The sequence below is a fragment of the Microbacterium sp. ABRD28 genome (assembly GCF_003850245.1).
Classification (GTDB): domain Bacteria; phylum Actinomycetota; class Actinomycetes; order Actinomycetales; family Microbacteriaceae; genus Microbacterium.
Window position 1 is genome coordinate 248286 of record NZ_CP031015.1, and the last position, 25550, is coordinate 273835.

At 71.3% G+C, this 25550-nt stretch carries 26 protein-coding genes; 18 read left to right on the forward strand and 8 right to left on the reverse strand.

Annotation, left to right across the window (positions count from 1 at the left end):
- Positions 1–3 precede the first annotated feature (3 nt).
- From DT073_RS01225 to DT073_RS01260, 8 genes are all read left to right on the forward strand, one after another.
- Positions 4–1020: a TIGR03842 family LLM class F420-dependent oxidoreductase gene (locus DT073_RS01225; RefSeq protein ID WP_124294280.1), complete on the forward strand. Its 1017-nt coding sequence runs from the start codon at positions 4–6 to the stop codon at positions 1018–1020.
- A 7-nt stretch (positions 1021–1027) separates the two neighbouring features.
- Positions 1028–1987, forward strand: a complete 960-nt coding sequence (locus DT073_RS01230) for an ABC transporter permease (RefSeq protein WP_124291745.1) — start codon at positions 1028–1030, stop codon at positions 1985–1987.
- Positions 1984–2823, forward strand: a complete 840-nt coding sequence (locus tag DT073_RS01235; protein ID WP_124291746.1) for an ABC transporter ATP-binding protein — start codon at positions 1984–1986, stop codon at positions 2821–2823. Before DT073_RS01230 ends, DT073_RS01235 begins: the two co-directional genes overlap by 4 nt.
- Positions 2820–3599: an ABC transporter permease gene (locus DT073_RS01240; protein WP_124291747.1), complete on the forward strand. Its 780-nt coding sequence runs from the start codon at positions 2820–2822 to the stop codon at positions 3597–3599. The genes DT073_RS01235 and DT073_RS01240 overlap by 4 nt, the downstream gene beginning before the upstream one ends.
- 96 nt (positions 3600–3695) lie before the next feature.
- A complete protein-coding gene (locus tag DT073_RS01245; RefSeq protein ID WP_124291748.1) occupies positions 3696–4859 on the forward strand; it encodes an ABC transporter substrate-binding protein in 1164 nt (387 codons plus the stop codon).
- 173 nt (positions 4860–5032) lie between these two features.
- A complete protein-coding gene (locus DT073_RS01250) occupies positions 5033–5230 on the forward strand; it encodes a hypothetical protein (RefSeq protein WP_124291749.1) in 198 nt (65 codons plus the stop codon).
- A 149-nt stretch (positions 5231–5379) separates the two neighbouring features.
- Positions 5380–6717 (forward strand): aspartate aminotransferase family protein, encoded by a 1338-nt coding sequence (locus DT073_RS01255; protein ID WP_124291750.1) that lies wholly within the window; start codon positions 5380–5382, stop codon positions 6715–6717.
- A 52-nt stretch (positions 6718–6769) separates the two neighbouring features.
- Positions 6770–8302 (forward strand): CoA-acylating methylmalonate-semialdehyde dehydrogenase, encoded by a 1533-nt coding sequence (locus tag DT073_RS01260; protein ID WP_124291751.1) that lies wholly within the window; start codon positions 6770–6772, stop codon positions 8300–8302.
- A gap of 54 nt (positions 8303–8356) precedes the next feature.
- Here DT073_RS01260 and DT073_RS01265 read toward each other — a convergent pair whose 3' ends face one another.
- Positions 8357–9301 carry a diacylglycerol/lipid kinase family protein gene (locus DT073_RS01265; RefSeq protein WP_240638673.1) on the reverse strand — a complete coding sequence of 315 codons (945 nt, stop codon included), beginning with the start codon at positions 9299–9301 and terminating at the stop codon, positions 8357–8359.
- Entirely contained in the window at positions 9298–9798 is a 501-nt protein-coding gene (locus DT073_RS01270; RefSeq protein WP_124291752.1) for an Lrp/AsnC family transcriptional regulator, read from the reverse strand. The genes DT073_RS01265 and DT073_RS01270 overlap by 4 nt, the downstream gene beginning before the upstream one ends.
- Positions 9799–9886: 88 nt before the next feature.
- On the opposite strand from DT073_RS01270, the gene DT073_RS01275 reads away from it, so the two are divergent.
- Genes DT073_RS01275 through DT073_RS01285 form a run of 3 tightly spaced genes read left to right on the forward strand, consistent with a single transcriptional unit; the run spans position 9887 to position 13055 of the window.
- Positions 9887–11293: a DUF6421 family protein gene (locus tag DT073_RS01275; RefSeq protein WP_240638674.1), complete on the forward strand. Its 1407-nt coding sequence runs from the start codon at positions 9887–9889 to the stop codon at positions 11291–11293.
- Positions 11286–11960, forward strand: a complete 675-nt coding sequence (locus DT073_RS01280) for an SDR family NAD(P)-dependent oxidoreductase (protein WP_124291753.1) — start codon at positions 11286–11288, stop codon at positions 11958–11960. Before DT073_RS01275 ends, DT073_RS01280 begins: the two co-directional genes overlap by 8 nt.
- A 24-nt stretch (positions 11961–11984) precedes the next feature.
- Positions 11985–13055 carry a threonine aldolase family protein gene (locus DT073_RS01285; protein WP_124291754.1) on the forward strand — a complete coding sequence of 357 codons (1071 nt, stop codon included), beginning with the start codon at positions 11985–11987 and terminating at the stop codon, positions 13053–13055.
- On the opposite strand, the gene DT073_RS01290 is transcribed toward DT073_RS01285, so the two are convergent.
- Genes DT073_RS01290 through DT073_RS01310 form a run of 5 tightly spaced genes read right to left on the reverse strand, consistent with a single transcriptional unit; the run spans position 13056 to position 16265 of the window.
- Positions 13056–13403 (reverse strand): DUF202 domain-containing protein, encoded by a 348-nt coding sequence (locus tag DT073_RS01290; protein WP_124291755.1) that lies wholly within the window; start codon positions 13401–13403, stop codon positions 13056–13058. It lies immediately after the preceding gene.
- A complete protein-coding gene (locus DT073_RS01295) occupies positions 13400–13783 on the reverse strand; it encodes a YidH family protein (protein WP_124291756.1) in 384 nt (127 codons plus the stop codon). The genes DT073_RS01290 and DT073_RS01295 overlap by 4 nt, the downstream gene beginning before the upstream one ends.
- Positions 13784–13819: 36 nt before the next feature.
- Positions 13820–14341, reverse strand: coding sequence for a hypothetical protein (locus DT073_RS01300; RefSeq protein ID WP_124291757.1), 522 nt, complete (start codon positions 14339–14341; stop codon positions 13820–13822).
- Positions 14338–15162 carry an LssY C-terminal domain-containing protein gene (locus DT073_RS01305; RefSeq protein WP_240638675.1) on the reverse strand — a complete coding sequence of 275 codons (825 nt, stop codon included), beginning with the start codon at positions 15160–15162 and terminating at the stop codon, positions 14338–14340. Before DT073_RS01305 ends, DT073_RS01300 begins: the two co-directional genes overlap by 4 nt.
- 41 nt (positions 15163–15203) lie before the next feature.
- On the reverse strand, positions 15204–16265 hold the full coding sequence (locus tag DT073_RS01310) for an enoyl-CoA hydratase/isomerase family protein (RefSeq protein WP_124291759.1): 1062 nt from the start codon (positions 16263–16265) through the stop codon (positions 15204–15206).
- 93 nt (positions 16266–16358) lie between these two features.
- Here DT073_RS01310 and DT073_RS01315 point away from each other — a divergent pair, with 93 nt between their 5' ends.
- Positions 16359–17567 carry an ABC transporter ATP-binding protein gene (locus tag DT073_RS01315; RefSeq protein WP_124291760.1) on the forward strand — a complete coding sequence of 403 codons (1209 nt, stop codon included), beginning with the start codon at positions 16359–16361 and terminating at the stop codon, positions 17565–17567.
- Positions 17564–18385: an ABC transporter permease subunit gene (locus DT073_RS01320; RefSeq protein WP_124291761.1), complete on the forward strand. Its 822-nt coding sequence runs from the start codon at positions 17564–17566 to the stop codon at positions 18383–18385. Before DT073_RS01315 ends, DT073_RS01320 begins: the two co-directional genes overlap by 4 nt.
- 18 nt (positions 18386–18403) lie before the next feature.
- Here the strand turns inward: DT073_RS01320 and DT073_RS01325 are convergent, their stop codons facing one another.
- Positions 18404–18889, reverse strand: a complete 486-nt coding sequence (locus DT073_RS01325; protein ID WP_124291762.1) for a hypothetical protein — start codon at positions 18887–18889, stop codon at positions 18404–18406.
- A gap of 105 nt (positions 18890–18994) precedes the next feature.
- Between DT073_RS01325 and cofG the strand changes: the two genes are divergently transcribed.
- From cofG to DT073_RS01350, 5 genes are read left to right on the forward strand one after another with little or no spacing between them, the layout of a single operon-like run.
- Positions 18995–21394 carry a 7,8-didemethyl-8-hydroxy-5-deazariboflavin synthase CofG gene (gene cofG, locus DT073_RS01330; RefSeq protein WP_240638676.1) on the forward strand — a complete coding sequence of 800 codons (2400 nt, stop codon included), beginning with the start codon at positions 18995–18997 and terminating at the stop codon, positions 21392–21394.
- Positions 21391–22908 (forward strand): flavin-containing monooxygenase, encoded by a 1518-nt coding sequence (locus DT073_RS01335; RefSeq protein ID WP_240638677.1) that lies wholly within the window; start codon positions 21391–21393, stop codon positions 22906–22908. The genes cofG and DT073_RS01335 overlap by 4 nt, the downstream gene beginning before the upstream one ends.
- A complete protein-coding gene (gene fgd / locus DT073_RS01340; RefSeq protein ID WP_124291763.1) occupies positions 22905–23921 on the forward strand; it encodes a glucose-6-phosphate dehydrogenase (coenzyme-F420) in 1017 nt (338 codons plus the stop codon). The genes DT073_RS01335 and fgd overlap by 4 nt, the downstream gene beginning before the upstream one ends.
- Positions 23914–24531, forward strand: coding sequence for a 2-phospho-L-lactate guanylyltransferase (cofC, locus tag DT073_RS01345; protein ID WP_124291764.1), 618 nt, complete (start codon positions 23914–23916; stop codon positions 24529–24531). Before fgd ends, cofC begins: the two co-directional genes overlap by 8 nt.
- Positions 24528–25319 carry a DNA/RNA non-specific endonuclease gene (locus tag DT073_RS01350; protein WP_205783138.1) on the forward strand — a complete coding sequence of 264 codons (792 nt, stop codon included), beginning with the start codon at positions 24528–24530 and terminating at the stop codon, positions 25317–25319. The genes cofC and DT073_RS01350 overlap by 4 nt, the downstream gene beginning before the upstream one ends.
- The last annotated feature ends 231 nt before the right edge of the window (positions 25320–25550 follow it).

Here is a 25550-nt window from a genome sequence, read left to right on the forward strand (position 1 = left end):
GCCATGGATTTCGGTGTCGTCCTGCAGACCAATCCGCCCGCGGCCCGCACGGTGCAGCTCGCGAAGCTCGCCGAGGCGCACGGGTTCAGTCACGTGTGGACCTTCGACTCGCACCTGCTGTGGCAGGAGCCGTACGTCATCCACTCGGCGATCCTCGCCGAGACCAAGCGCGTGATCGTCGGGCCGTTCGTGACGAACCCGGCCACCCGCGACTGGACGGTCACCGCCTCGGTGTTCGCGACCCTCAACGAGATGTACGGCAACCGCACCATCTGCGGCATCGGCCGGGGTGACTCGGCCGTGCGGGTGACGAACGGCAAGCCCACGACGCTGAAGGAGCTGCGGGAGTCGATCCACGTCATCCGCGAGCTCGGCAACTCGCGCCCGGTGGAGTACAACGGTGCGACCCTGCAGTTCCCCTGGAGCCGCGGGTCGGAGCTCGATGTGTGGGTCGCCGCCTACGGTCCGCTCGCCCTGAAGCTCACCGGCGAGGTCGGCGACGGCTTCATCCTGCAGCTGGCCGACGTCGACATCGCCGCGTGGATGATCACGACCGTGCGGGACGCCGCGGAGGCAGCCGGACGCGATCCCGACAGCATCGCGTTCTGCGTGGCCGCTCCGATGTACATCGGCACCGACCGCGCCCACATGCGCGAGCAGTGCCGGTGGTTCGGGGGCATGGTCGGCAACCACGTCGCCGACATCGTGGCCAAGTACGGTCAGCACGGGGCCGTTCCCGACGCGCTCACCGAGTACATCGCGGGGCGCACCGGGTACGACTACAACACCCACGGCAAGGCCGACAACGACCACGTCGACTTCGTGCCCGATGAGATCGTCGAGCGGTTCTGCATCCTCGGCACCGCCGAGGAGCACATCGCCAAACTCGAGCAGCTCCGGGCCCTCGGAGTCACCCAGTTCGCGGGGTACCTGCAGCACGACAACAAGGAGGAGACCCTCCGCGTCTACGGCGAGACCGTGATCCCGGCTCTGCAGGCGCACGTGGCGGCCAAGAAGTGAGGTCGGGATGACGAGAACGGATGTCGCTCCCGACGTCGTCACCGCCGCCAGCCGGTCCACATCGGTCCGGGCCGCACGCCCCGGCGGGCCACGCGGTGGCCGCCGGGGCGCGGCGTGGCTGTGGGGCGTCGTCGGGGTCGCCGCGGTCATCCTGCTGTGGGAGGCGTACAAGCTCCTGGCGCCCGAGAACGGGGTGCTCGTCGGCGACGTGCGCGTCCTCCCGCGCACCACCGACCTCGCGATGCCCCACGTCTGGGACATGGTGATCCGTCTCGCAGAACCCGTCACCCGGCAGGACGGCTCTCCGCCGCTCTGGGCGGCGGTGGCCCTCGCCGCCCTCACCACGCTGGGGATCGCGGCGGCCGGATGGCTCGTGGGCCTCGTGGTCGGCATGGCGCTCGCCCTGGTGATGCAGCGCTGGCAGCTGGCGGAGTGGGGACTTCTCCCCTGGATCATCCTCAGCCAGACCGTTCCGCTGATCGCCTTCGCGCCGATCGTCCGCAGCTGGGGATCGCGGATCGAGATCGCTGGCGCCCAGTGGCAGGACTGGATGTCGGTGGCCGTCATCGCCTCGTACCTCGCGTTCTTCCCCATCGCCGTCGGCGCCCTCCGCGGGCTGCAGTCCCCCGAACGCCTCCATGCCGAGCTCTTCCACACCTACTCCGCCGGATACTGGCAGACCCTCTGGCGCCTGCGGCTCCCCGCCGCGGTGCCCTACCTCCTGCCGGCCCTGCGCCTCGGGGCGGCGAACGCCGTGGTCGGCGCGGTCGTCGCCGAGGTGTCCACGGGCCTCCAGGGCGGGATCGGCCGGCTCCTCATCCAGTTCGCCGGCCAGGCCTCGGGCGACCCCGCCAAGGCCTGGGGCCCGATCTTCGGCGCTGTGGCCCTCGGGCTCATCGCCGCCGGGTCGATCGCGGTCCTCGGCGTCATCCTGAAGAACTATCGACGAGGCGAGGTCACCGCATGAGCGCCCCCACCCCCACCGCCCCACCGGTCACCACGACAGCAGCGGTCTCGGTGAGCGACGTGACCAAGACCTTCGCCTCGGCGTCGGGTGAGGTGCGCGCCCTCACCGCCGTCGACCTCACCGTCGCCCCCGGCGAGTTCGTCTCGCTGATCGGCCCGTCCGGCTGCGGCAAGTCGACGCTCCTGCGTCTCATCGCCGACCTCGACACCGCGTCATCGGGGCGCATCGAGGTCTTCGGCAAAGACCCTTCCCGCGCCCGCCGCGACCAGGACTACGGCATCGCCTTCCAGCAGGCGGGCCTCCTCCCCTGGCGCACCGTGGCGGCGAACATCGCCCTGCCCCTCGAGATCCACGGCGTCGGCGCCGCCGATCGGCGAACGCGCGTGGCCGAGCTCACCGAGATGGTCGGCCTCACCGACTTCGCCGACCGGTACCCGGACCAGCTGTCAGGAGGGATGCAGCAGCGCGTCGCGATCGCGCGCGCCCTCGCCGAACAGCCGCGGCTGCTGCTGATGGATGAGCCGTTCGGCGCCCTGGACGAGATGACGCGCGAGCGCATGCAGACCGAGCTCGCGCGCATCGCGACCGAGACCGGCGCGGCCGTCGTCTTCGTCACCCACTCCATCCCCGAGGCGGTCTTCCTCTCGGATCGGGTGGTCGTGATGTCGCCGCGCCCGGGACGGATCACCTCGGTGGTGGATGTGAGCTTCGGGGCCACCCGTCGCGATGAGGCCCTGCGCGAGGCATCCGTCTTCTTCGACAGCGTGACCGCGGTGCGCGCGGCCCTCCACGGCGAGACCGACGGCGAGCGCGCCGCGACCCGGGAGATGCGATGACAGCCGCGACCGCCGAGCGCCTCCGGATCATCGCCCCGATCGTCGTCGGGCTGGTCTTCCTCGGCGTGTGGCAGCTGCTCGTCGGGGTCGTCGGCGTCTCGGACTACCTGCTTCCCAGTCCCGCGGCCATCGCGGAGGAGTTCATCGCCTTCGCCCCCGCGATCGCCGACGCGACCCTCGTCACCGGCACGAACGCGCTGCTCGGACTCGTCGTCGGCACCGTCCTCGCCGTGGTGCTGGCGGCCCTCGCTGCACGGTGGCAGGCCGTCGACGGGATGTCGGCGCCGGTCGTCGCCGCGCTCGCCGTCGTGCCGATCGTGGCGCTGGCCCCGGTCCTGAACTCGATGTTCGGTGCCGACAGCCAGTTCGGGCGGCAGGCGATCGCGGCCCTGGCGTCGTTCGTTCCCGTCTTCGTCAACACCCTCCGCGGCCTTCGTCAGACCCGACCGGTGCACCGCGACCTCATGCGCAGCTACGCCGCCAGCTCATCCCAGGCCTTCCGCGTGGTGACGCTCCCGACGGCCGCGCCGTTCCTTCTCACCGGCATCCGGATCGCCAGCTCGCTCGCGGTCATCTCCGCCCTGGTGGCCGAGTACTTCGGCGGGCCCCGCGGAGGCCTGGGGAGCTTCATCTCCACCTCGGCGGCCACGAGCGCCTATGCGCGCGCGTGGGCCTACGTCGCCGCAGCCATCGCGCTGGGGCTCGTGTTCTTCCTGGCCACCGCGGCGCTCGAACGTCTGGTCCTGCGCCGCCTCTCTCCCGGGGGTGCGCGATGACGCCCGCCCCCGACAGCGTCCCCGCACCCGGCGGGGCCGGCACCGCACCATCCCATCGCACGACGTGATCCCGGAGGGGATTCGAAGGGAACCACCATGAGACACAGCACACGCCGCGGGCTCGCGGCCGGAGCGGCCGCGCTGACCGCGGCGCTCGTCCTCACCGCCTGCTCGGGCGGCGGCTCTGATTCGGGTTCGGGTGACGCCTCGGGCGACGGCTCCGACGGCGAGCTGACCCCGGTGACGCTCCAGCTGCAGTGGCTGCCGCAGGCGCAGTTCGCCGGCTATTTCGCCGCCGCCGATCAGGGCTTCTTCGAAGAGGAGGGCCTGGAGGTGGAGATCATCCCGTCCGGCGGCGACATCGTGCCGCAGGACGCCCTCGCCGCCGGCGACGTCGACTTCGCCATCGCCTGGGTGCCGAAGGTGCTCGGCTCGATCGAGGCGGGGGCCAACCTCACGAACATCGCCCAGATCTTCCAGCGCTCGGGCACCCTCCAGGTCTCGTGGGCCGATGCGGGCATCGAGTCGGTCGCCGACTTCGAGGGCAAACGGATCGGCTCGTGGGGGTTCGGCAACGAGTGGGAGATCTTCGCGGCGATGGCCGCCGAGGGGCTGGACTCCACGACCGTGGAGATCATCACGCAGGACTTCAACATGAACGCCTTCCTGCAGGGCGACATCGACGCGGCGCAGGCGATGACCTACAACGAGTACGCCCAGCTGCTCGAGACCGTCGACCCCGACACCGGTGAGCTGTACCAGCCCGAGGACTTCTCGGTCATCAGCTACCAGGACACCGTCGGAGCCATGCTGCAGGACGCCATCTGGGCCGACACCGAGCGTCTGGAGTCCGACGAGGCGTACGCCGAGACGGCCGTGGCGTTCCTGAAGGCGGTCATCAAGGGGTGGGCGTACGCGCGCGACAACCCCGAGGAGGCCGCCGACATCACCCTGGCGTCGGGGTCGGGGTGGGGCCCGAGCCACGAGCTGTGGATGATGAACGAGACCAACAAGCTCATCTGGCCCGCGGCCGACGGCATCGGCATCATCGACGAGGCCGCATGGGCTCAGACCGTCGAGGGGGCCCTCGCCGCGGTCAACGAGACCGGGGCGCGCCTCATCACCGAAGAGCCACCGGCGACGGCATACGACAACCAGTACATTCAGCAGGCGCTCGACGAGCTGGAGGCCGACGGCGTCGACGTGTTCGGCGAGTCGTTCGAACCCATCGAGGTCGAACTGCAGGAGGGCGGCAACTAGGCCCCGCCGCGCCATCCTCCGCCCGCGAGGCTGCATGTGCACGTCGAACCGAGAGGCCGCGATCGGTCTCGACGCCGCAGTGCAGTCTCGCGGGACCTTGGGCCCGGAGCCGCGTCGCACGCGACGCGATCATGGAGGTGACCGGCGGGGCGAGGGAGAAGTGAGGTCAGCTCGTGGCATCCGACAGTCGTGTCACCGTCGTGAACTCCGGCGCGTGGGGCTTCTTCTTCTTCCTGGCGTACATCGGCGCGGCCGTCTACTTCGTCTCGGTGTCGGACGGATCGTTCTGGGGGTTCATCCTCGGACTCCTCCAGGCGATCGTGTGGCCGGCGTACGTGCTCTACCACGCGCTCATGCTCCTCGGCGCCTGAGACGGAGCCGGCTCGGCGCGACCCTCTCCCCAACACGCCCGCGATCAGCGAGACTGCATATGCGCGCCGAGACGACGTTCGCCGCAGTGGGTCTCGTCGCCGCAGGGCGGTCTCGCGGGTGGGACCGCGCTCATCGATGAGGAGACAGCATGACCACCGACATCCAGACCGATCTCGACGTCCGAGCCAAGGAGCTCGATCGCGCGCATGTCTTCCACTCGTGGTCGGCGCAGGCCGGGCTCGACCTTCCCGTCATCGCCGGCGGGTCGGGGACGACGGTCTGGGATCACGCCGGCAATCGGATGCTGGACTTCTCGAGCCAGCTCGTCAACGTCAACATCGGTCACCAGCATCCCGCGGTGGTCGCCGCCATCCAGGAGCAGGCCGGGCGCCTGGCGACCATCGGTCCCGCGACGGCCAACCTGCAGCGCGGCGAGGCCGCCGCCCGCATCGTCGCCCGCGCCCCCGAGGGGATGAACCGGGTCTTCTTCACCAACGGCGGAGCGGATGCGATCGAGAACGCCATCCGGATGGCGCGGCTCCACGCCGCCGCCAAGGGCGAGGTGGGACGTGAGAAGGTGCTGTCGACCTACCGCTCGTACCACGGCAACACGGGGGCGGCGATCGTCGCGACCGGCGACTGGCGGCGCATCCCGAACGAGTACGCCCGCGGGCACGTGCACTTCTTCGGCCCGTATCTCTACCGCTCGGAGTTCTGGGCGACGACGCCCGAAGAGGAGAGCGCACGGGCGCTCCACCACCTCGAACGCGTCATCCAGGCCGAAGGGCCGGCGAGCATCGCCGCCCTGCTGCTGGAATCGGTGCCCGGCACCGCCGGGGTGCTGCTGCCGCCGCCCGGCTACCTCGCCGGGGTGCGCGAACTCGCCGACCGCTACGGCATCCTCCTCATCCTCGATGAGGTCATGGCGGGCTTCGGACGCACCGGCCGCTGGTTCGCGTTCGACGGCTACGACGTGGTGCCCGACCTCATCACCTTCGCCAAGGGCGTCAACTCCGGCTACGTGCCGGTCGGCGGGGTGATCATCTCCGACGAGATCGCCGCCACGTTCGACGAGCGGGTCTTCCCCGGCGGGCTCACCTACAGCGGACACCCGCTCGCCGCGGCATCCATCATCGCGGCCCTGGATGCGATGGAGTCGGAGGGCATCGTCGACAACGCCCGCCGCATGGGCGCCGAAGCGATCGGCCCCGGGCTCCTCGCCCTCGCCGAGAAGCACGAGGTCATCGGCGAGGTGCGCGGCGAAGGCGTGTTCTGGGCGATGGAGCTGGTCGCCGACCGCGAGACCCGCGAGCCGCTGCCGGCCTCGAGCATCGGCGCGCTGAAGAAAGACCTGATGGCGCGGGGCCTGCTGCCGTTCACCGCCGACAACCGCATCCACGTCGTGCCGCCCTGCGTGGTCACCGCCGACGAGGTCGCCGAAGCGCTGGAGATCTACGACGCCGCGCTCGCGACCGTGCGCCTCTGACGACACACTCGAACCACGTGTCCCTCACGAGGGGACCCACCGAAAGGATGAGATGACCGACACCACGACTCTGGAGCAGACGACGCCGTCCGCGACCGCGATCCTCGATCACTGGGTGGGAGGCGCCCCCTGGGCGGGAGCGGGCGACCGCACCGGCCCGGTGTACAACCCCGCGCTCGGCGCGGTGCAGAAGGAGGTGCGCTTCGCCACCGCCGACGACGTCGACCACGTGGTCCAGGTCGCCTCGGCCGCCGCGGCGGAGTGGAAGAACGCCAGCATCGCCAAACGCCAGCAGGTGATGTTCGCCTTCCGCGAGCTGGTGAATCAGCGCAAGGACGAGCTCGCCGCGATCCTCACGTCCGAGCACGGCAAGGTGATCTCCGACGCGCAGGGTGAGATCGCGCGCGGCCTGGAGGTCGTGGAGTTCGCCTGCGGACTCGGGCACCTCACCAAGGGGGCGTACTCCGAGAACGTCTCGACCGGCATCGACGTGTACACCCTGCGTCAGCCCCTCGGCGTCGTCGGGATCATCAGCCCGTTCAACTTCCCCGCGATGGTGCCGATGTGGTTCTTCGCGATCGCCCTCGCGGCAGGAAACGCCGTGGTGCTCAAGCCCAGCGAGAAGGACCCGACGGCGGCGAACTGGATGGCCGAGCGCCTCACCGAGGCGGGCCTGCCCGACGGCGTACTCAACGTCGTCCACGGCGACAAGGTGGCCGTCGACGCGCTGCTCGAGCACCCCGAGGTGCGTGCGATCTCCTTCGTCGGGTCCACCCCGATCGCCCGTTACGTCTATGAGACCGGAACCCGCCACGGCAAGCGCGTGCAGGCTCTCGGCGGAGCGAAGAACCACATGCTGGTCCTTCCCGACGCCGACCTCGACCTCGCCGCCGATGCGGCGGTGAACGCCGGCTTCGGCTCGGCGGGCGAGCGGTGCATGGCGATCTCGGTCGTTCTCGCCGTCGACGCCGTCGCCGACGCGCTGGTGGAGAAGATCTCGGAGCGGATGGCGACGCTGCGGACCGGCGACGGCACGCGGGGCTGCGACATGGGTCCGGTGATCACCGCGGCGCACCGCGACAAGGTCTCGTCGTACGTCGACGTCGCCGCCGGAGACGGCGCGGACGTCGTGGTCGACGGGCGCGGCATCGAGGTCGACGGCGACCCCAACGGCTTCTGGGTCGGGCCGACCCTCATCGACCGGGTGCCCACCTCCTCGGCGGCGTACCGCGACGAGATCTTCGGACCGGTGCTCTCGGTCGTGCGCGTGGACGGCTACGAGGAGGGGCTCGAGCTGATCAACTCCGGCGCGTTCGGCAACGGCACCGCGATCTTCACCAACGACGGTGGCGCGGCCCGGCGGTTCCAGCACGAGGTGCAGGTGGGGATGATCGGCGTGAACGTGCCGATCCCCGTGCCGGTCGCCTACCACTCCTTCGGCGGGTGGAAGGCGTCGCTGTTCGGCGACGCCAAGGCCTACGGCCCGCACGGGTTCGACTTCTTCACTCAGGAGAAGGCCGTGACGAGCCGGTGGCTCGACCCGTCGCACGGGGGCATCAACCTGGGCTTCCCCCAGCACTCCTGACGCGAGGTCGCTCTCGCGGATGAGGGCGGAGAGCGGGAGGAGGGATGCGGGGGGTCAGCGCGGGCGCGGGGCGAACACCGTCAGCGCGGCGGGGATGACGGTGAAGTGCAGCGTGAACTCCTCGCCGAGCGGCTCTTCGAGCTCGCCGTCGTGCACCCACACCTCGGGGCGACCCGGGCCCGGCCGCACGGTCATCGCGAATCCGGTCTCCAGGAGGCGCTCGACGTCGCGCTTCTCGGGCATCAGTCTCACCGCACGGAGCACGGCCGCCGTCCGCTTGCCGAAGGCGAGCGAGGCGATCGCGCGGAGGCGCGTGCCCCGGGCGTGATGGATGCGGATGTCGAGGACGGGATCCTCGAGGTTCTCGCGCTGCATCGTCGCGACCCGCTTCGGATCGTTCGTGCCCACACCGACGAAGACCGACCAGACGCGCGCGCGCCGGCCGTCGCGGATGACGTCGAGCGGCTCGGCGGTGCGCATCGTGCGCCACGCGGCGACGATGCCGCCGAGCCACTTCCCGAGCCGGCGGCGCCGGGTGTCGCGCTCCTCGATCAGCTCGGGATAGGCGCCCACCGACGCGGCGTTGAGGGCGAGCACCGGCTCCCCCTCGCCTTCGCGGACCTCCATGGCGCTCACCTCGACGGTGTCGCGCGCGAGGTACGCCTCGACCGCGGTCTCGACGTCCTCGAGGCCCGCCGACCGGGCGAAGTGGTTGAAGGTGCCTCCCGGCATCACCAGCAGAGGGACGCCGTGCCGCCGCGCCAGGCCCGCCATGCGCGAGACCGATCCGTCGCCGCCGTAGATGCCGAGCGCCGTGGGCGCGTCGCCTCCCGCGAACGCCGCGTCGACGACATCCGCCAGATCTTCACCGTCGCCCAGCTCGTGCACGCGCGCCGCGGGAAGGCGCTCGGAGAACAGCTCGGCGGGGTCGGTGCGGATCACCGCTGTCCCCGACCGGCTGTTGCGGAGGATGAGCAGGCCCGAACCGGCGGTCGTCATGCGTCGACCGTACCCCGCGGCACCCGGATCGGCCGGTTCTCGTAGAAGGTCTGCAGCACGACGGTGGTGCGGGTGTTCACCTGGGCGGCGGCACGGATGTCGCGGATCAGCGTCTCGAGGTGACGCGGGCTCTCGACGCGGACGAAGAGGATGTAGCTGGCGTCGCCGGCGATGGAGTGGCACGCCTCGATCTCGGCGAGGTGCTCCAGGCGCTCGGGGGCGTCGTCGGGCTGACCGGGATCGAGCGGAGTGATCTCCACGAACGCCGAGAGGGGCTTGCCGACCGCTTCGGCGTCGACCTGCGCCCGATACCCGGTGATGACCCCGCGCGCTTCCAGGCGCCGCAGGCGCGTCTGCACCGCCGACACCGAGAGGCCGACCGCGGCGGACAGCTCCGCCAGTGTCGCGCGGGCGTTCGTGCTCACGACCGAGACGATCCCCGCGTCGATGTCGTCGTCGAGGCGGGGGCCCGGGCCGTTCGCGTCGCCTCCGGTCATGGCCTGAGCGTAGCAGTGCGCTCCCCTACGACAGGAATTCCTCCTGCCGAGATGACACGGCGCAGGAATGTTTCCTATACTGAGGCGCATGAGCACCGTCATCCCTGCGCCCGCGGCGTCGCTGTCCGCGTCCGGAGTCGAGACCTCGGCCGAGTGGCTGGCCCTGAAAGCGGCAGCCGTCGAGATCCAAGGCCTCCAGGTGAAGGACGGTTCGATCCCCGATCCGCAGGTGCACGCGCGGGCCCGCGAGCTCGTGACCACCGTCGCCGAGGCCATCACCGCCCTCGCACCGCGCTTCCCTCACGACGAGGCCTACCTCGCCGCATCCGTCGTCGACCTCCGCCGCTGGGCCGACGGCGGCTTCGCCGAGCCCGACTTCCTCGACTCGCTCGTGGCCTTCCAGCCGCAGGAGCACCGCGTCGACGGCCTGCGCCACCTCGTCGTCTTCCCGATGTACACCCAGAACGGCTCGCCGAACCGGCACCTGGAGGCAGTCCTCGTCGAGGTGATCTGGCCGGAGTTCATCGCTCAGCTCGAGACCGAGTACACCAACCGCCTCTTCCTGTCGCTGCGGCTGCTGGATTTCACCCCCGGTTACGACACCAACAGCGCCGTGCTCTTCCCCGAGACGGTGGCGATGCGCGAGATCCCGACCTTCACCTGGGGCGCGATCTTCCAGGACCGCGAGGCCGCCCGCTATCGCCGGGTCACCCGGGCCGCCGCCGAGATCACGAAACTCGAGCTGCCCGCCGATGCCGCGCGCATGCTCGACGACCAGCGGCTGACCGAGAAGACCTTCGTCATGTGGGACCTCATCCACGACCGCACCCACATGCGCGGCGACCTGCCGTTCGACCCGTTCATGATCAAGCAGCGCATGCCGTACTTCCTCTACTCGCTGGAAGAACTGCGGTGCGACCTCACCGCGTTCCGGGAGTGCGTCAGCCTCACCGCACGGCTGCGGGCGCGGGTCGAGGCCGGCGAGACGCTCGACGCCACCGACGCCGAGATGCTCGAGCACGCGGTGCTGGTGCAGTACGCGGTGATCTTCGACCGCATCTTCCGCTTCGCCATCACCGGCTCGCGGGTGCGCAACTACGACGGACTCGGCGGCCAGCTGCTGTTCGCGTGGCTCCACCAGCGCGGCGTGCTGCACTGGACCGACACCTCGCTCGCCTTCGACTGGGACGGCGTGCCGGCCGCGGTCGTCGCCCTCGGCGACGCGATCGACGAGCTGTACTGGCGCTCGATCGATCGGCCGAAGACGGCGCACTGGCTCGCCGCCTACGACCTGGTGCGCCAGACCCTCACCCCGCACCCCGCGTCGCGCTGGGCGCGGGGCCTGCCCGACCACATCCTCGCGGGCACGCCGAAGGGCTACACCGATGCGGTTCTGGACGACGAGTTCCCGCTGTCGATGTTCTTCGAGGCGCTGGAGAAGAAGATGCGTCCGGTGATCGAGTCGACCGCCGGCATCCGGGGCACGGATGACTGACACCGTCACGGGCCGGGTCGTGCTGCTCGCCGGCGGCACGAGCACGGTCGGCCGGGTGGCGGCCGAGACCCTCGTCGCCGCAGGGGCGCACGTGGTGGTGGCCGGCCGCGACCCCGGCAAGCTCGCCGCCCTCGCGTCCGCCGTCCCCGGCGTGTCGACCGAGACGGTCGACCTCAGCGACGAGGCGCAGGTTCGCGAACTCGCACAGAGGGTGCACGCCCTGCACGGCCGCGTCGACGGCATCCTCCATCTCGTCGGCGGGTGGCGCGGCGGCGGCGGGCTGGCCGGGCAGAGCGACCACGACTACCGCGTGCTCGAGACCTCGCTCACCGCGCTCCGCCACACCACGCGCGCGTTCTTCGACGACCTGGTGGCCTCCCCCGTCGGGAGGCTGGCGATGATCTCCTCGACGGCGGTCGCGCGGCCCCTCGCCGGCGGTGCGAACTACGCCGCGGTGAAAGCGGCGAGCGAGGCATGGACCCGTGCTGTCGCGCAGGGCCTGGCGAAGGCGGCGAGGGATGCCGGTGAGCCGGCGTCGAGCGCCGCCGTGGTCTTCCGCGTGAAGAGCCTCGAAGGTCTCGAGGAGCGCGTCGCCGCCGCGTTCGTCTCGCTGTTCACCGCCGAGGCGTCGTCGGTGAACGACGAGGTCGTCACGCTCGACGCCTGATCGGTGCGCCTAGGCTTGATCGACGTGACGACCATCCACGACACCGCCGTGCGCGGCTTCGCCTCGGACAACTACTCCGGCATCCACCCCGACGTGCTCGCGGCCATCGCCGCCGCCAACGAGGGCCACCAGATCTCCTATGGCGAGGATGTCTACACCGAACGTCTCCAGCAGGTGTTCACCGCCCACTTCGGTGAGGGCGTCGAGGCGTTCCCGGTGTTCAACGGCACCGGGGCCAACGTGGTGGGACTGCAGTCGATGCTCCCCCGCTGGGGCGCGGTGATCGCGGCGTCCAGCGCCCACATCAACGTCGACGAGGGCGGTGCGCCCGAACGGGTCGCGGGGATCAAGCTCCTCACCGTCCCCACTGACGACGGCAAGCTCACGCCGGAACTCATCGACCGCGAGGCGTGGGGATGGGGCGACGAGCATCGGGCCCAGCCCCTCGTCGTCTCGATCACGCAGTCCACCGAGCTCGGCACCCTGTACACGCCGGAGGAGATCCGGGCGATCGCCGACCACATCCACCCGCTCGGGATGCGGCTGCACCTCGACGGCGCACGCATCGCCAACGCCGCCGCCGCGCTCGATCTGCCGGTGCGGGCCTTCACGCGCGAGGTGGGCGTCGACGTGGTGAGCTTCGGGGGCACCAAGAACGGAGCGATGCTCGGCGAGGCGATCGTCGTGCTCGACCCGGAGGCCTCGGCGGGGCTGACCTATCTGCGCAAGCTCAACATGCAGCTGGCCAGCAAGATGCGCTTCGTCTCGGCGCAGCTCGTGGCCCTCCTGGAGGGCGATCTGTGGCTGCGCAACGCCCGTCACGCCAACGCCATGGCCCAGCGCCTGCGCGGCGGAGTCGAGGCGGGCCTGGCCGACGGCTCGATCGCCGGAGTGGAGTTCACCCAGCCCACCCAGGCCAACGGTGTCTTCGCGATCCTCCCCGAGGGGGTCGCCGACCGGCTGCGACAGAAGTTCCGCTTCTACGACTGGGACGCCGCCCGCCGCGAAGTGCGGTGGATGTGCTCGTTCGACACCACCGAGGCAGACGTCGACGCCTTCGTCGCGGAGCTGTCGCGCCTGACGCGCGACGACTGATCAGCCGCGCGCGAGCGCGACGACGACCACGACGGCGAGACTGAGTGCCCCCGCGCCCGCCGCGCACAGCGCCAGCGCGAGCAGAAGGCCGGCCCCCGGCATCCGCCCTCGATCGCCCTCGCGGCGCAGGATGCCGTTGACGGCGCGATACCGACGCTCGGCGGAGACCCAGATCGCGCCCGAAGCGACGAGTCCCGCCACGCCCAGCAGCACCCACCAGGCGCTGCCGAAGACGACGGGGATCAACCGCATCGCCACGATCGAGCCGATGCCGAACGCCAGGGCCGTGCGTCGCCAGGCCAGCTCGGTGCGTTCGGGCTGGAGGCCGGGGTCGAACAGCGTGCTCATGCCAGCAGGATCGACAGCAGCACCAGGGCCCCGGCGACCGTGACGGCGGCGGCGATCACGGGCCCGAGAAGCGAGGAAGGCAGCGGCTCGGCCTCGCGGAGCGCCCTCTCGGTGCGGATCCAGCTCAGCCAGGCGAGGCCGGGGACGGCAACCCCGACGATGACCAGCACCAGGCTCGCCCCCAGTCGGAGACCCGGGTGGAGCTGAAGTCCCAGGAGTTCGAGGGCGACCCCGCCGGCGATGAGGGCGAGCGCGGTGCGGATCCACGCGAGGAAGGTGCGCTCGTTGGCGAGGGTGAAGCGTGCGTCGGGCTCGGCGCCGTGACGGAACACGGCGGCCGGGAAGCGGCGGCGGCCACGGGGATCACGCGGGGTCGACACGGTCCCACCCTAGGTCCGCCGCCGTCGACGCGGTGTTCAGCGGGCCTCCTTGCGGCGCGCGTAGGCCGCGGCGCTCCGGCTCGACAGCGCGAGCAGGATGAGGATGTCGATGCCGAGGGAGACGTAGGTGGTGGTGATCTCGATCTCCTGGCCCTCCGACCACCACCGCGCGAACGCGACGGAGATGGTGAGGGCGGCCAAGACCATGATCAGCACCCGGGCCCAGTTCGCACCGAGGAAGACCAGGAGCGCGAGCGTCGCCTCGAGCGCCAGGAACACTCCGCCGAACGCGGCGAAGAGAAGGAAGGTGCTCTGCTCCACGCGCCGCGGCACGTCGTCGCCGCCGATGATCGCCGCGACTTCTCCGACCCACTCCGGCCACACCCCCGACGAGGCGATGATCCATGCCGCGCCGGCGAGGACGCCGAGGACGATCAGCAGGGTGCCCGCGACGATCGTGGGCGGCCGCTTCATGTTCGGGTCGTGACCGGGAGCCTGGAGCAGGCGCTCGGCCGGTTCGAAGGCCACTCGCTTCTTGGGATGCCCCTCGTGCCTCACGCGCTCACCTCACCTCTGGCCGGCGCCGAGGGAACCGGCACGGCGCGGACGTCGACGACCGGGAGGTCGCCGTCGGTGCGGATGCTGTCGCCGCCGCCGTTTCGCGAGTGGTAGCCGGTGGAGAAGTCGGCGATGACGCTCACCGTGACCTGCGGCGCCCCCTCGCGCAGCGACCGGACGATGTGGTCGCGCTCGATGTCGGTGTCGGCGTCGATGCGGTGGGTGATCTGCAGCGTGAACAGCGACAGCCCGACCGCGGTGTCGAAGGTTCCGGCGGCGAGCCAGTCGACGCGGTAGCCACCGGGAAGCAGCCAGTCGTCGGGGCAGCGCCAGAAGCGCACGTGGTGGCGCTTGGCGGGATTGCCGTCGACCTCCTGCTGGAAGGCGAAGTCCTGCTGACGCCCGAAGAGGAACAGGGGGCTGACCGGCGCCTCCCCGTAGCTGCGGCGGGTCAGGGTCGAGGTGACGATGCGCCACGAGGAGGCGAGGGTGACGGGGTCGGCCTCGGTCCAGCGCGCCGCGCGCAGGGCGGCCTTGATCTGCTCGGCCTCGCCGACGAAGGCGAGGTTGACCGGGTCGCCCAACAGGCCGTCGCTCGTGCGGGTGCGGCCGATGAAGTAGTCGGGCACGTAGATCGTGGTGAGGATGCGGTGAAGGCGCGGCAGCACGAGGTAGGCGAGCAGCACCCAGAACGCGATCGCCACGAGGATGCCCCACCAGCCGACGCGGAACGACTCGGTGAGGCTGAGGTAGGCGAGCCAGATGGCGGCGAGACCGGCGAAGACGAAGAAGAACCAGTCGACCGCGACGCCCCGTGACACGCGGCGTCGCCGCGCACGCTCCGACCTCGGCGCCATCTCGATCAGCCCCAGAGCGGCCGCGACGGCTCGAAGGCGAAGGCGTCGGCAACGGTGTCGGGCGAGACATCCTCCAGACGCGAGGGCGTCCACCGCGGCGAGCGGTCTTTGTCGACGAGCTGCGCGCGGATGCCCTCGACGAGGTCGGGCTGGGTCGCGGCGAACCACAGCACCAGGCCGTACTCCTGCGCGAGCGCAGCCCGCAGGTCGGGAAGCGTTCGGGCGCGACGCACCGCCTCGAGCGTCACCGCGAGCGCAGTGGGCGAGAGCCCGCCGAGCGTATCGGCGGTCGCCGCCGCCTCGGGCTCGGGTCGGGCGCGAAGACGCTCGACGATCTCGACCACAGTGGCTGCGGCGAAGGCGTCATCGATCCACGGGCGCGCGGCGGCGAGCGACGGAGCCCCGGCGGTGTCGTCGAACAGCAGCACGATCTCGGTGGGGCTGGCCGGGTCGGCGCGGTTCTGGAGGGCCTCCCGAAGGGGCTCGAGGTTGTCGACGACCACGAGGTGATCGGCGAAGCCGGCGTAGAGGGCGTCGGCGGCGTCCATCGGGCGGCCGGTGAGCGCGAGGTATTCGCCCACGCGACCCGGCGCGCGGGCGAGAAGCCAGGAACCTCCGACATCCGGGGTGAACCCGATCCGGGTCTCGGGCATCGCCAGCTGTGAGCGCTCGGTGACCACGCGCACGGCAGCGTGCCCCGCGAGTCCGATACCGCCGCCCATCGTGGCGCCGTCGGCGAGAACGACGATCGGCTTGGGGTACTCCGCGATCCGGGCGTTCAGCGCGTACTCGGCGCGGAAGAAGACGCCCGCGGCATCCGGATCGCCGCCGAGGATCTGCTCGCGCAGGCCCCGCACATCTCCCCCGGCGCAGAATCCCCGCTCGCCGGCGCCGTCGAGCACGACGAGATCCACCCCGGGATGACGCTCCCAGGCGTCCAACGCCGCGTGCAGGTCGTGGATCATGCCGAGGTCGAGCGCGTTGATGGCGCGCGGGCGGTCGAGTGTGAGGTGTCCGAGGCCGTTGGCGATGCGGGTGAGCACGTGAGAACGGTCGGTGTCGGTCACACTGCCACGTTACCGGCCGCCGGCCTTTTCGCTCGGGAAGGGGTGATCGGCCAAGATGGGGAGAACGGCTTTCCACGACGAGGGGACTTCGGCATGCCCGATGGACACGTGCTGGACTTCTCCGGGGTGACCAAGAGGTTCGGTGCCGTCGCGGCGGTCGACGGGTTCACCGCGCGGGTCGAGCCCGGAGTCGTCACCGGGTTCCTCGGCCCGAACGGGGCAGGCAAGACCACGACGCTGCGGATGCTGCTGGGCCTCGTCCGCCCCGACGCCGGCGCCGCGCTGATCGGCGGCGAGCGCTACGCGCAGCTGCGTCACCCGCTGCAGACCGTCGGCGCCGTGCTCGAAGCCTCCAGCTATCACCCGGGGCGCAGCGCCGCGAACCATCTGAAGGTGTACGCCCAGGCGGCCTCGCTGCCCGAGTCGCGAGTGGACGAGGTGCTGGGCCTGGTGGGACTGGCGGATGTCGCGGGCCGGCGCATCGGCGGATTCTCCCTCGGCATGCGTCAGCGCCTGGGGCTCGCCTACGCTCTGCTCGGCGACCCGGGGGTGCTGGTCCTCGACGAACCGTCCAACGGCCTCGACCCCGAGGGCATCAAGTGGATGCGCGGGTTCCTCCGCCAGCTCGCGGCCGAGGGACGGACCGTGTTCGTCTCGTCGCACCTGCTCGCCGAGGTGGCCCAGACCGTCGACGCGCTGCTGATCATCTCCCGCGGACGCCTGGTCTTCCAGGGCGAGATCGCCGACCTCGCCGACCCGGCAGAGTTCGCCACCGTCGTCGACGCCCCCGATCGCGCGGCCCTCGTCGCCGCGATGGCGGCTGCCGGCATCGCGGGTGAGGTGCTGCGCACCGGCCTCACCGTCCGGGGGCACTCCACCGAGGAGATCGGCCGGGTCGCCGCCGAGGCGGGGGTCGCGCTGTCGTCGCTGCAGCGCAAGGGTCCGGCGTTCGAGGAGGTCTTCCTCGAGCTCGTCAACGGTGTGCGGACCCATCCGAGCGCCTCGGGGCTCCCCGCACCCCGACCCGCGCCTGAGCCGGCGGCCCAACCCAAGCCGGCACCCGAGCCCGAGTCGGCAGTTCCGCAGCCCGAGCCGGACGCACAGCCGCAACCCGGCAGCGCGATCGCGTCCGTCACCGCGCCCGACGAAGCACCCGCCCCCGCGCCCGACGACGCGCCGGCTCCCGCACCCGCCGCCGACCGCTCGTTCTCGGTCGCGAGCACCGGGGTGATCGATGTGATCGGCCCCGAGGACGACGGCCCGGGCGGCGACCCGACGACCGAGACGGGAGAAGCGCGATGAGCCTGATCGCCGCCAGCCGCTCCGAGAGCACGAAACTGTTCACCACGTCGATCTGGTGGGTGCTCGCGATCGCGCTCGTCGGGTACATCGGGTTCAACGCCGCCGCACTCGCCTTCGTCTTCTCGGCCGCATCGACCGGTTCGCTCGGCGGCGAGGGAGCCCCGGCGGTGCCGCCCGAGGGGATTCCGGCGCTGCTGTACAGCACCGCCACGGCGGTCGGCTACGTCTTCCCGCTTCTCATCGGCACGCTCATGGTGACGAGCGAGTTCCGCCACAAGACGCTCACCTCGACGTTCCTCGCCACTCCGCGTCGCGGACTCGTGCTCGGGGCGAAGCTCGTCGTGGGCCTGGTCGTCGGTCTTCTCTTCGGCGTGCTGGGCGTGATCGCCGCAGTGGGGCCGTCGGCGGCGTTCCTCGCCGGCTACGGCCTGGACACCGACCTCACCTCGGGCGACACCTGGGCGCTTCTGGGCCGCATGCTCATCGCCTTCGTCCTGTGGGTGTGGATCGGCATCGGGGTAGGCGCCCTGATCCGCAACCAGGTCGGCGCGATCGTCGGCGTCCTGGTCTTCACGCTGTTCCTCGAGCCGATCGCCCGCCTGGCGGCATCCTTCGTCGAGGGTCTGGGAGACGTGCTCGGTGTCCTCCCCGGCGCCGCCAGCGACGCCCTCGTCGGAGAGAGCATCCTGACCGCGGCCACGGGTGCCGGTGGGTCGGAACCTCTCGCGTGGTGGGCGGGCGGCCTCGTGCTCGTCGCTTACGCGGCCGTCCTCGTCGTGCTCGGCCACGTGGTCAGCTGGCGCCGCGACGTCACCTGAGTCGCGGACCCGACGCCGTCAGCGCGCGGAAGCCGGTGACGGAGCAGGGGCCGGTGACGGCGACGGACGACGGCGCGGCTTCTGCTTGGGCGCGACGGTCTCGATCGGCCCCGTGGCGGCGATGATGTCGACCACGTCGGTGGGGGTCGCATCGGTGTCGAGGCGCAGCGCCTGCGCGAGCGCGACGCCGTGGCGGGTGGTGAGGATCACCCGTGCGTACTCGGGGTGCCCGTCGAGGTCGATGACGACGCCCGGGCGGCGCCGCCGCACGATGACGAAGTCGGCGCCGTCCGCGATCTTGAAGGTCCCCATCGCGACCATGCCGGGCACGAACGTGCCGGGGCTCGCGGCGCCGCGGAGCCAGGTCCACGGGTCGTCGGTCAGCTGCACCTTGGTGATCGCCGACCGCTCGATAAGCACATTCCCCTTGTGGAATGACAGCGCGCGCTCGGTGACCGACAGCGCGACTTCGAGCCGCGTCGAGTCGAGCAGCAGGGTCACCATGCGACTAGTCTGCCAGCGCTCGGCGGGCGCTCGAGAACGCTTTTGCTCACAGAGCGGCAACGATCCTCGCGCCCCGCTGTCGGGCGACGGTGCCAGACTGGGAGCGTGACCCTGCTCGATCCGGTCCGCGCCTCCCGACTCTCCGCCCGCGACGTCCTCGCGCGAGCGGAGTCCGGCGCGCGGCTGGAGGTCGACGAGGCCGAGATCCTGCTGCAGGCCGAGGGCGCCGATTTCGAGCGGATGCTGGAACTCGCCGCATCCGTCCGCACGGCGGGTCTCGACGCCGCCGGACGCGGTCGCATCCTGACGTACTCGCGGAAGGTGTTCGTTCCGCTGACGACGCTCTGCCGCGATCGATGCCACTACTGCGTGTTCGTGGACACCCCGTCCCAGCTGAAGAAGAAGCACAAGCCGGCCTTCATGTCGCCCGAACAGGTGCTCGCCGTCGTGCGGCAGGGCCAGGCGATGGGGTGCAAGGAGGCGCTCCTCACCCTCGGCGACCGCCCCGAAGACCGCTGGCCCGAGGCACGGGAGTGGCTCGACGACCACGGATTCGCCTCCACCCTCGACTACGTCGGCCACATCGCGCGGCTCATCACCGCCGAAACCGGCATGCTCGCCCATCTGAACCCCGGCGTCATGTCGCTGGCCGAGCTCGAGACGCTCCGCCCCACGGCCCCGTCGATGGGGATGATGCTGGAGACGACCTCGCGACGACTGTTCGCCGAGCCCGGCCAGGTGCACTTCGGTTCGCCCGACAAGGATCCGGCGGTCCGCCTGGCGGTGATCCAGGACGCCGGGCGCGCGCGTGTGCCGTTCACGACCGGAATCCTCGTGGGGATCGGCGAGACGATCCGCGACCGGGCCGAATCGCTGGTGGCGATCCGCGCGGCAGACGAGGCCCACCGGGTCGACGGCATCGGCCACGTGCAGGAGGTGATCGTCCAGAACTTCCGCGCGAAGCCGCGCACCGCGATGCAGGGCGCCCCCGATGCCACGATGCGCGAGTACGTCGCCGCGGTCGCCACGGCGCGCCTGGTGCTCGGACCGCACGCGCGAGTGCAGGTGCCCCCGAACCTCTCCGACGCGCGTGAGCTCGAACTTCTCGTCCGCGCCGGCGCGGACGACTGGGGCGGGGTGTCGCCGCTGACCGCCGACCACGTCAACCCCGAGCGGCCGTGGCCCCAGCTCGACGAGCTCGCCGAGCGCACCGCCGAGCTCGGATTCACCCTCGCGGAGCGCCTCACCGCGCAGCCCGACTACGTCACCGACGCGGCGGCGTGGATCGATCCCGGTCTCCACGAGGCGGTCGCCCGCCTCGCCGACCCCGCGACGGGCCTGGCGAAGCCCGACACGTCGCCCGCCGCGGCATCCGATCGCCCACGCCGCTCCGAACTGCGCCTCTCGGTCGTGAACGGCACCGCCGGCGTCGACCCCCTGCTCGAGCGGGCCGCGACCGACCCGCTCACCGTCGACGACGCCGAGTGGGAGCGCCTGCTGACGGCGACGGGATCCGACCTCGACGCGCTGACGGCGACCGCCGACGACGTGCGCCGGTACACCGTGGGCGAGGCGGTGAGCCTCGTGGTCAACCGCAACCTCACGTCGACGGGGTTCCGCGCGGCGGGCCCCATCGACGCCGACACCTTCGACCTCGGCGACGTCGCCGCGATCGCCGCGGACGCGGTCGCGCTCGGCGCCACCGAGCTGTGCATCCAGGGGCGGCTGACCGAGGGGGAGGACCCGGAGGCGTACCTCGAGATCGTGCGGACCGCCCGGGCGGCGGGCCCGACGCTGCACCTTCACGCCTACCGCCCGCAGGACGTCTGGGACCTCGCCGACCGCGGCGGCCTGGGGCTCACCGGCGCGCTCGCGGCGCTCCGGGAGGCGGGCGTCGACACGGTGCCGGGGACGGGCGTGAAGGTGCTGAGCGAGCGTGTCCGGGCCGCCGTCGCGCCCGGTGACCTCGAGATCGACCGGTGGGAGGAGGGCATCACCGCCGCCCATCGCGCCGGTTTCCGGTCCACCTCTGTTCTCTTCTACGGCCACATCGAGACCGCGGCCGAGCGGATCGCGCACCTCCGGCGCCTTCGCGCACTTCAGACGGCCGGCGGTGGCGGGTTCACCGAGTTCGTCCCGATCCCCCTCCCCGGCCCTGCCGGCGGGGTGCCGCTGGTCGCCGGGCGTGCCGCGATCGACGAGCACCGGGCGATGGTCGCGGTGTCGCGACTGCTGCTGTCGGGGAGCATCCCGCACATCCAGATCCCCTGGACCCGGGTCGGCCGCGCCGATGCCGCGGTGCTCCTCGGCGCCGGCGGCGACGACCTCGGCGGAACGCTCCTGGACGGGCGGGTGAAGCCCGAGGCCGGGATCGAATACGGCCAGGAACTGCCGACGGCGGATGCCGCGGCGATCGCCGCACGCCTGTTCCGCCCGTTCCGGCTGCGCACGACCGACTACCGCACGGTGTCGCATCCCTCCTCCGGCATCGGGGCGGCCGAGTGAATTACGCTCCCCCTCCACCTCTCCCGCTGCCGCGGACCGCCGAGGTCGTGATCGTCGGCGCCGGCTTCGCCGGTATCGGCATGGCCATGGCCCTTCGCCGCGCCGGGCATGACGATCTCGTCATCCTCGAGCGGGCCGACGCCGTCGGGGGGACCTGGCGCGACAACACCTATCCCGGCGTCGCGTGCGACGTGCCCAGTCATCTTTACGGGTTCGCCGCACACCCGAACCCCGACTGGTCGGGCGTCTTCGCGCGCGGAGACGAGATCCGCCGCTACCTCGACGACGTCACCGATCGGGAGGGCCTGCGCAGCCTGATGCGCCTTCGCACCCCGATGCTCGGCGCCGAGTGGGACGACGTCACGGCGCGGTGGCGCGTGCGCACGCCTTCGGGCGAGATCACCGCCGAGGCACTCGTCCTCGCATGCGGCCGTCTGACCGAGCCGCTCATCCCCGAGGTACCGGGACTCGAGACCTTCCCCGGCCCCCTGTTCCACTCCGCGCGGTGGGACCACGCCACCGACCTCACCGGCCTCCGCGTCGCGGTCGTCGGCACCGGCGCGAGCGCGGTCCAGCTCGTTCCCGAGCTCGCCCGCACCGCGTCGCACGTCACGCTCTTCCAGCGGACGCCGGCGTGGATCGTGCCACGCGAGGCACGCGAGTACACCGACGCCGAGCGCGCCCGCTTCGCCGCCCACCCCGATGAGCTCGCACGTCTCCGCGATGACCTGTACCGCGAAGGCGAGGAGCGCTTCGCGTCGAGGTCGGGCGATGCCGCGGCATCCGAATCGGCCCGGGCGATCGCGCTGGCGCACCTGGGCCGGCAGGTCGCCGATCCCGCGCTCCGCCGCGCCCTCACCCCCGACTACGCCTTCGGCTGCAAACGCGTGCTGCTCTCGGACGACTTCTATCCCGCCGTCGCCTCCGACAAGGTCACGCTCGAGCCCTCTGCGCTCGCGGCGGCCGACGGCACGACCCTTCTCGCCGCGAGCGGACGGCGGGTCGACGTCGACGCCGTCGTGCTCGCCACCGGGTTCGCCTCGGCCCGCCAGCCGTACGCCGAACTCGTCCGCGGCGAGGCGGGCACCACCCTCGCCGAGCACTGGTCCGAAGGCATGAGCGCCTTCGCGTCGACCGTGGTGAGCGGCTTTCCCAACCTCTTCGTGCTGAACGGCCCCAACGCGTCACTCGGTCACAACTCCGCGGTGCTGATGATCGAGGAGCAGGCGGCCTACGCCGTCTCTGCGCTCGAGCGCCGCGGTCTCACGGCCGACGGTGTGCTGCGAGTGGATCCAGCCGCCGAGCACGCGTACATCGGGGAGATCGCCGCCGCGGCGGCATCCACCCCCTGGCTCTCGGGCGGCTGTCGCAACTGGTACGTGGACGACCGGTCGGGGCGGCTGACGCTGCTCTGGCCGGGGACCGTCGACGCCTTCCGGCAGCGGTTGTCGCAGACCGATGGAACGGAATTCACCGGGACCCCGGTGGGAGCACGAGGAAAGGAATCCACATGACGGTACCGCTGAGGTTCGGATACAAGGCGTCGGCGGAGCAGTTCGGTCCGGCAGAGCTGACCGACTTCGCCGTCCTCGCCGAGGAGATGGGGTTCGACTCGGTGTTCTTGTCCGACCACTTCCAGCCGTGGATGCACGAAGGCGGGCACGCCCCGGCGGCCATTCCGGTTCTCGGCGCGATCGGCGCCCGCACGTCGACCATCATCATGGGCACCTCGGTGCTGACCCCCACCTTCCGCTACCACCCGGCGGTGATCGCGCAGGCTTTCGCGACCCTCGGGGTGATGTTCCCGGGCCGCGTGATCCTCGGCGTCGGAACCGGCGAGGCTCTCAACGAGGTGACTCTGGGCCTCGATTGGCCCGACCCGCCCGAGCGGTTCCAGCGCCTGAAGGAATCGATCCAGCTCATCGACAAGCTCTGGGACGCCGAGCGGGTGACCTTCGAGGGCACGTATTACTCGCTCGACGGCGCGACGGTCTACGACCGGCCCGATCAGAAGGTGCCGATCTACATCGGCGCGTCGGGCCCGGCCGCGACGCGGCTCGCGGGCCGGATCGCCGACGGCTACATCACCACGAGCGGCAAGGACCCCTCGCTGTACACCGACACCCTGCTGCCGGCGCTGCACGAGGGGCTGGCGAAGGCGGGGCGCCCGGGCGACGCGATCGACACCCTCATGGAGGTGAAGGTCTCGTACCACCCCGACCACGCCACGGCGCTGGAGAAGACGCGCTTCTGGGCGCCGCTCGCCCTCTCGCCCGAGGAGAAGCGCGACATCCACGACCCGATCGAGATGCAGCGCCGAGCCGCCGAGCTGCCGATCGAGCGTGCCGCGTCGCGGTTCATCGTCTCGACCGACCCCGAGGAGCACGTCGAGCGGATCGCCCGCTACGTCGACCTCGGGTTCCGCCACCTCGTCTTCCACGACCCCGGTCACGACCAGGCCGCATTCCTCCGGACGTACGGCGAGGAGATCCTGCCCCGACTGCGGGCACGCTTCGCCGATGCCTGAAGCCTCCGCGTGGGTGATCGTCGTCCCGGTGAAGGCGACCACCCGGGGGAAGTCGCGGCTCGCCGTCGACGGGTTCGATCGTGTCGCGCTCGCGCGGGCGATCGCTCTGGACACCGTCGCGGCCGCCGCATCCTGTCCCCTCGTCTCGCAGGTGATCGTCGTGACCGACGAGGCGACGCTGCCGCTCCACGCGGCCGATATCCCCGGTCTGCGGTTCGTGCCCGAAGGAGAGGCGCGGGGACTGAACGCCGCGATCGCCGTCGGCATGGAAGCGGCGGGAGAGCGGATGCCGCGGGCCGCCCTCCTCGGTGACGTGCCGGCGCTGCGGGGCGAGGATCTCGCGGTCGCGCTCCGTGGAGCGGCGGGCGTCGAGCGCGGCGTCGTCGCCGACGCCGAGGGCACCGGGTCGACGCTCGTGACGGCGCGGGCGGGTGTGCCGTGGAGATCGGCGTTCGGTGAAGGGTCGTTCGCCGCGCATCGTGCGATGGGATGCGCGGCGCTGGAGGTGCCGAGCGAGTCGACGCTCCGACGCGATGTCGACACGGCGGATCAGCTGCGCGACGCGGCCGCGATCGGGCTCGGGCCGCGGACGGCGGCGATGCTCGGGTGAGCGGCTACGACGCGGGGTTCCTGGGCGTCGGGGTTCCGCTGCCCGAGTCTTCGCGGGGCGGGCGACTGCTCGACTACCCGCGGTTCAGCGTGCTGCTCGATGCGGAGCGGCGGCTCGCCTCGGTGACCGGCGTGAACATCGACGGGACGAGATTGCTCGATCTGCCGAGGACCGGGGACTGGCGGCTCGACCCGCGGGTGCCCGCGGCGGAGCAGACCGGCCCCGAGGTCTACGCCCGCAACGACCTCGACCGAGGACACCTGGTGCGGCGGCGCGATCCGGGCTGGGGGACGCCCGCTGAGGCACGGGATGCCACGGAGGCGACGTTCTTCTACACGAACGCCGCGCCACAGGCGGCCGACTTCAATCAGTCCAGGGAGCTGTGGCTGGGCCTGGAAGATCATGTGCTGGCCTTCGCCGAGGCATCCGATCAGCGGATCAGCGTGTTCACGGCGCCCATCTTCGGCGACGCGGATCCCCCGTATCGGGGTACCCGCGTGCCCCTGCGGTTCTACAAGATCGCCGCGTGGCTCGGTCGTACCGGGCTCGAGGCGGCGGGATTCGTGCTGGACCAGTCGGAGCTGGTCGACACCCGCGAGGGTGTGGTCGCCGTGGATCGTCTGGGAGCGTTCCGGACGTTCCAGGTGCCGATCAGCGATGTCGCCGCGGCGACGGGTCTGGAGTTCGGTCCGTTGATCGGAGCGGATGTGCTCGGAACGGCGGGTGCGCGGGCGGAAGGGTGGCGCGAGCTCACCGGGGTCTCGGATATCCGTTGGAGGCGGGGGTAGTCGGCGGGATCTTCGTTCTTACGTTCTACCCTTCTCGTACGCGAGAGATTCCAATGTCGGAACCCTCTGCGATGATTCTGGTAGGTCATCGAGACGGGGATTGCAGTGGATGCGGACGAGAAGCGGCGGCGGGCGGAGGAGAGGCGCGCCGGGGTGTTCGCGGATGAGCTGGCGAAGCTGCGGCGGCGTCGGGCTGAATCGCCCCGGGTCTCGTGGAGGGTCTGATTCCCC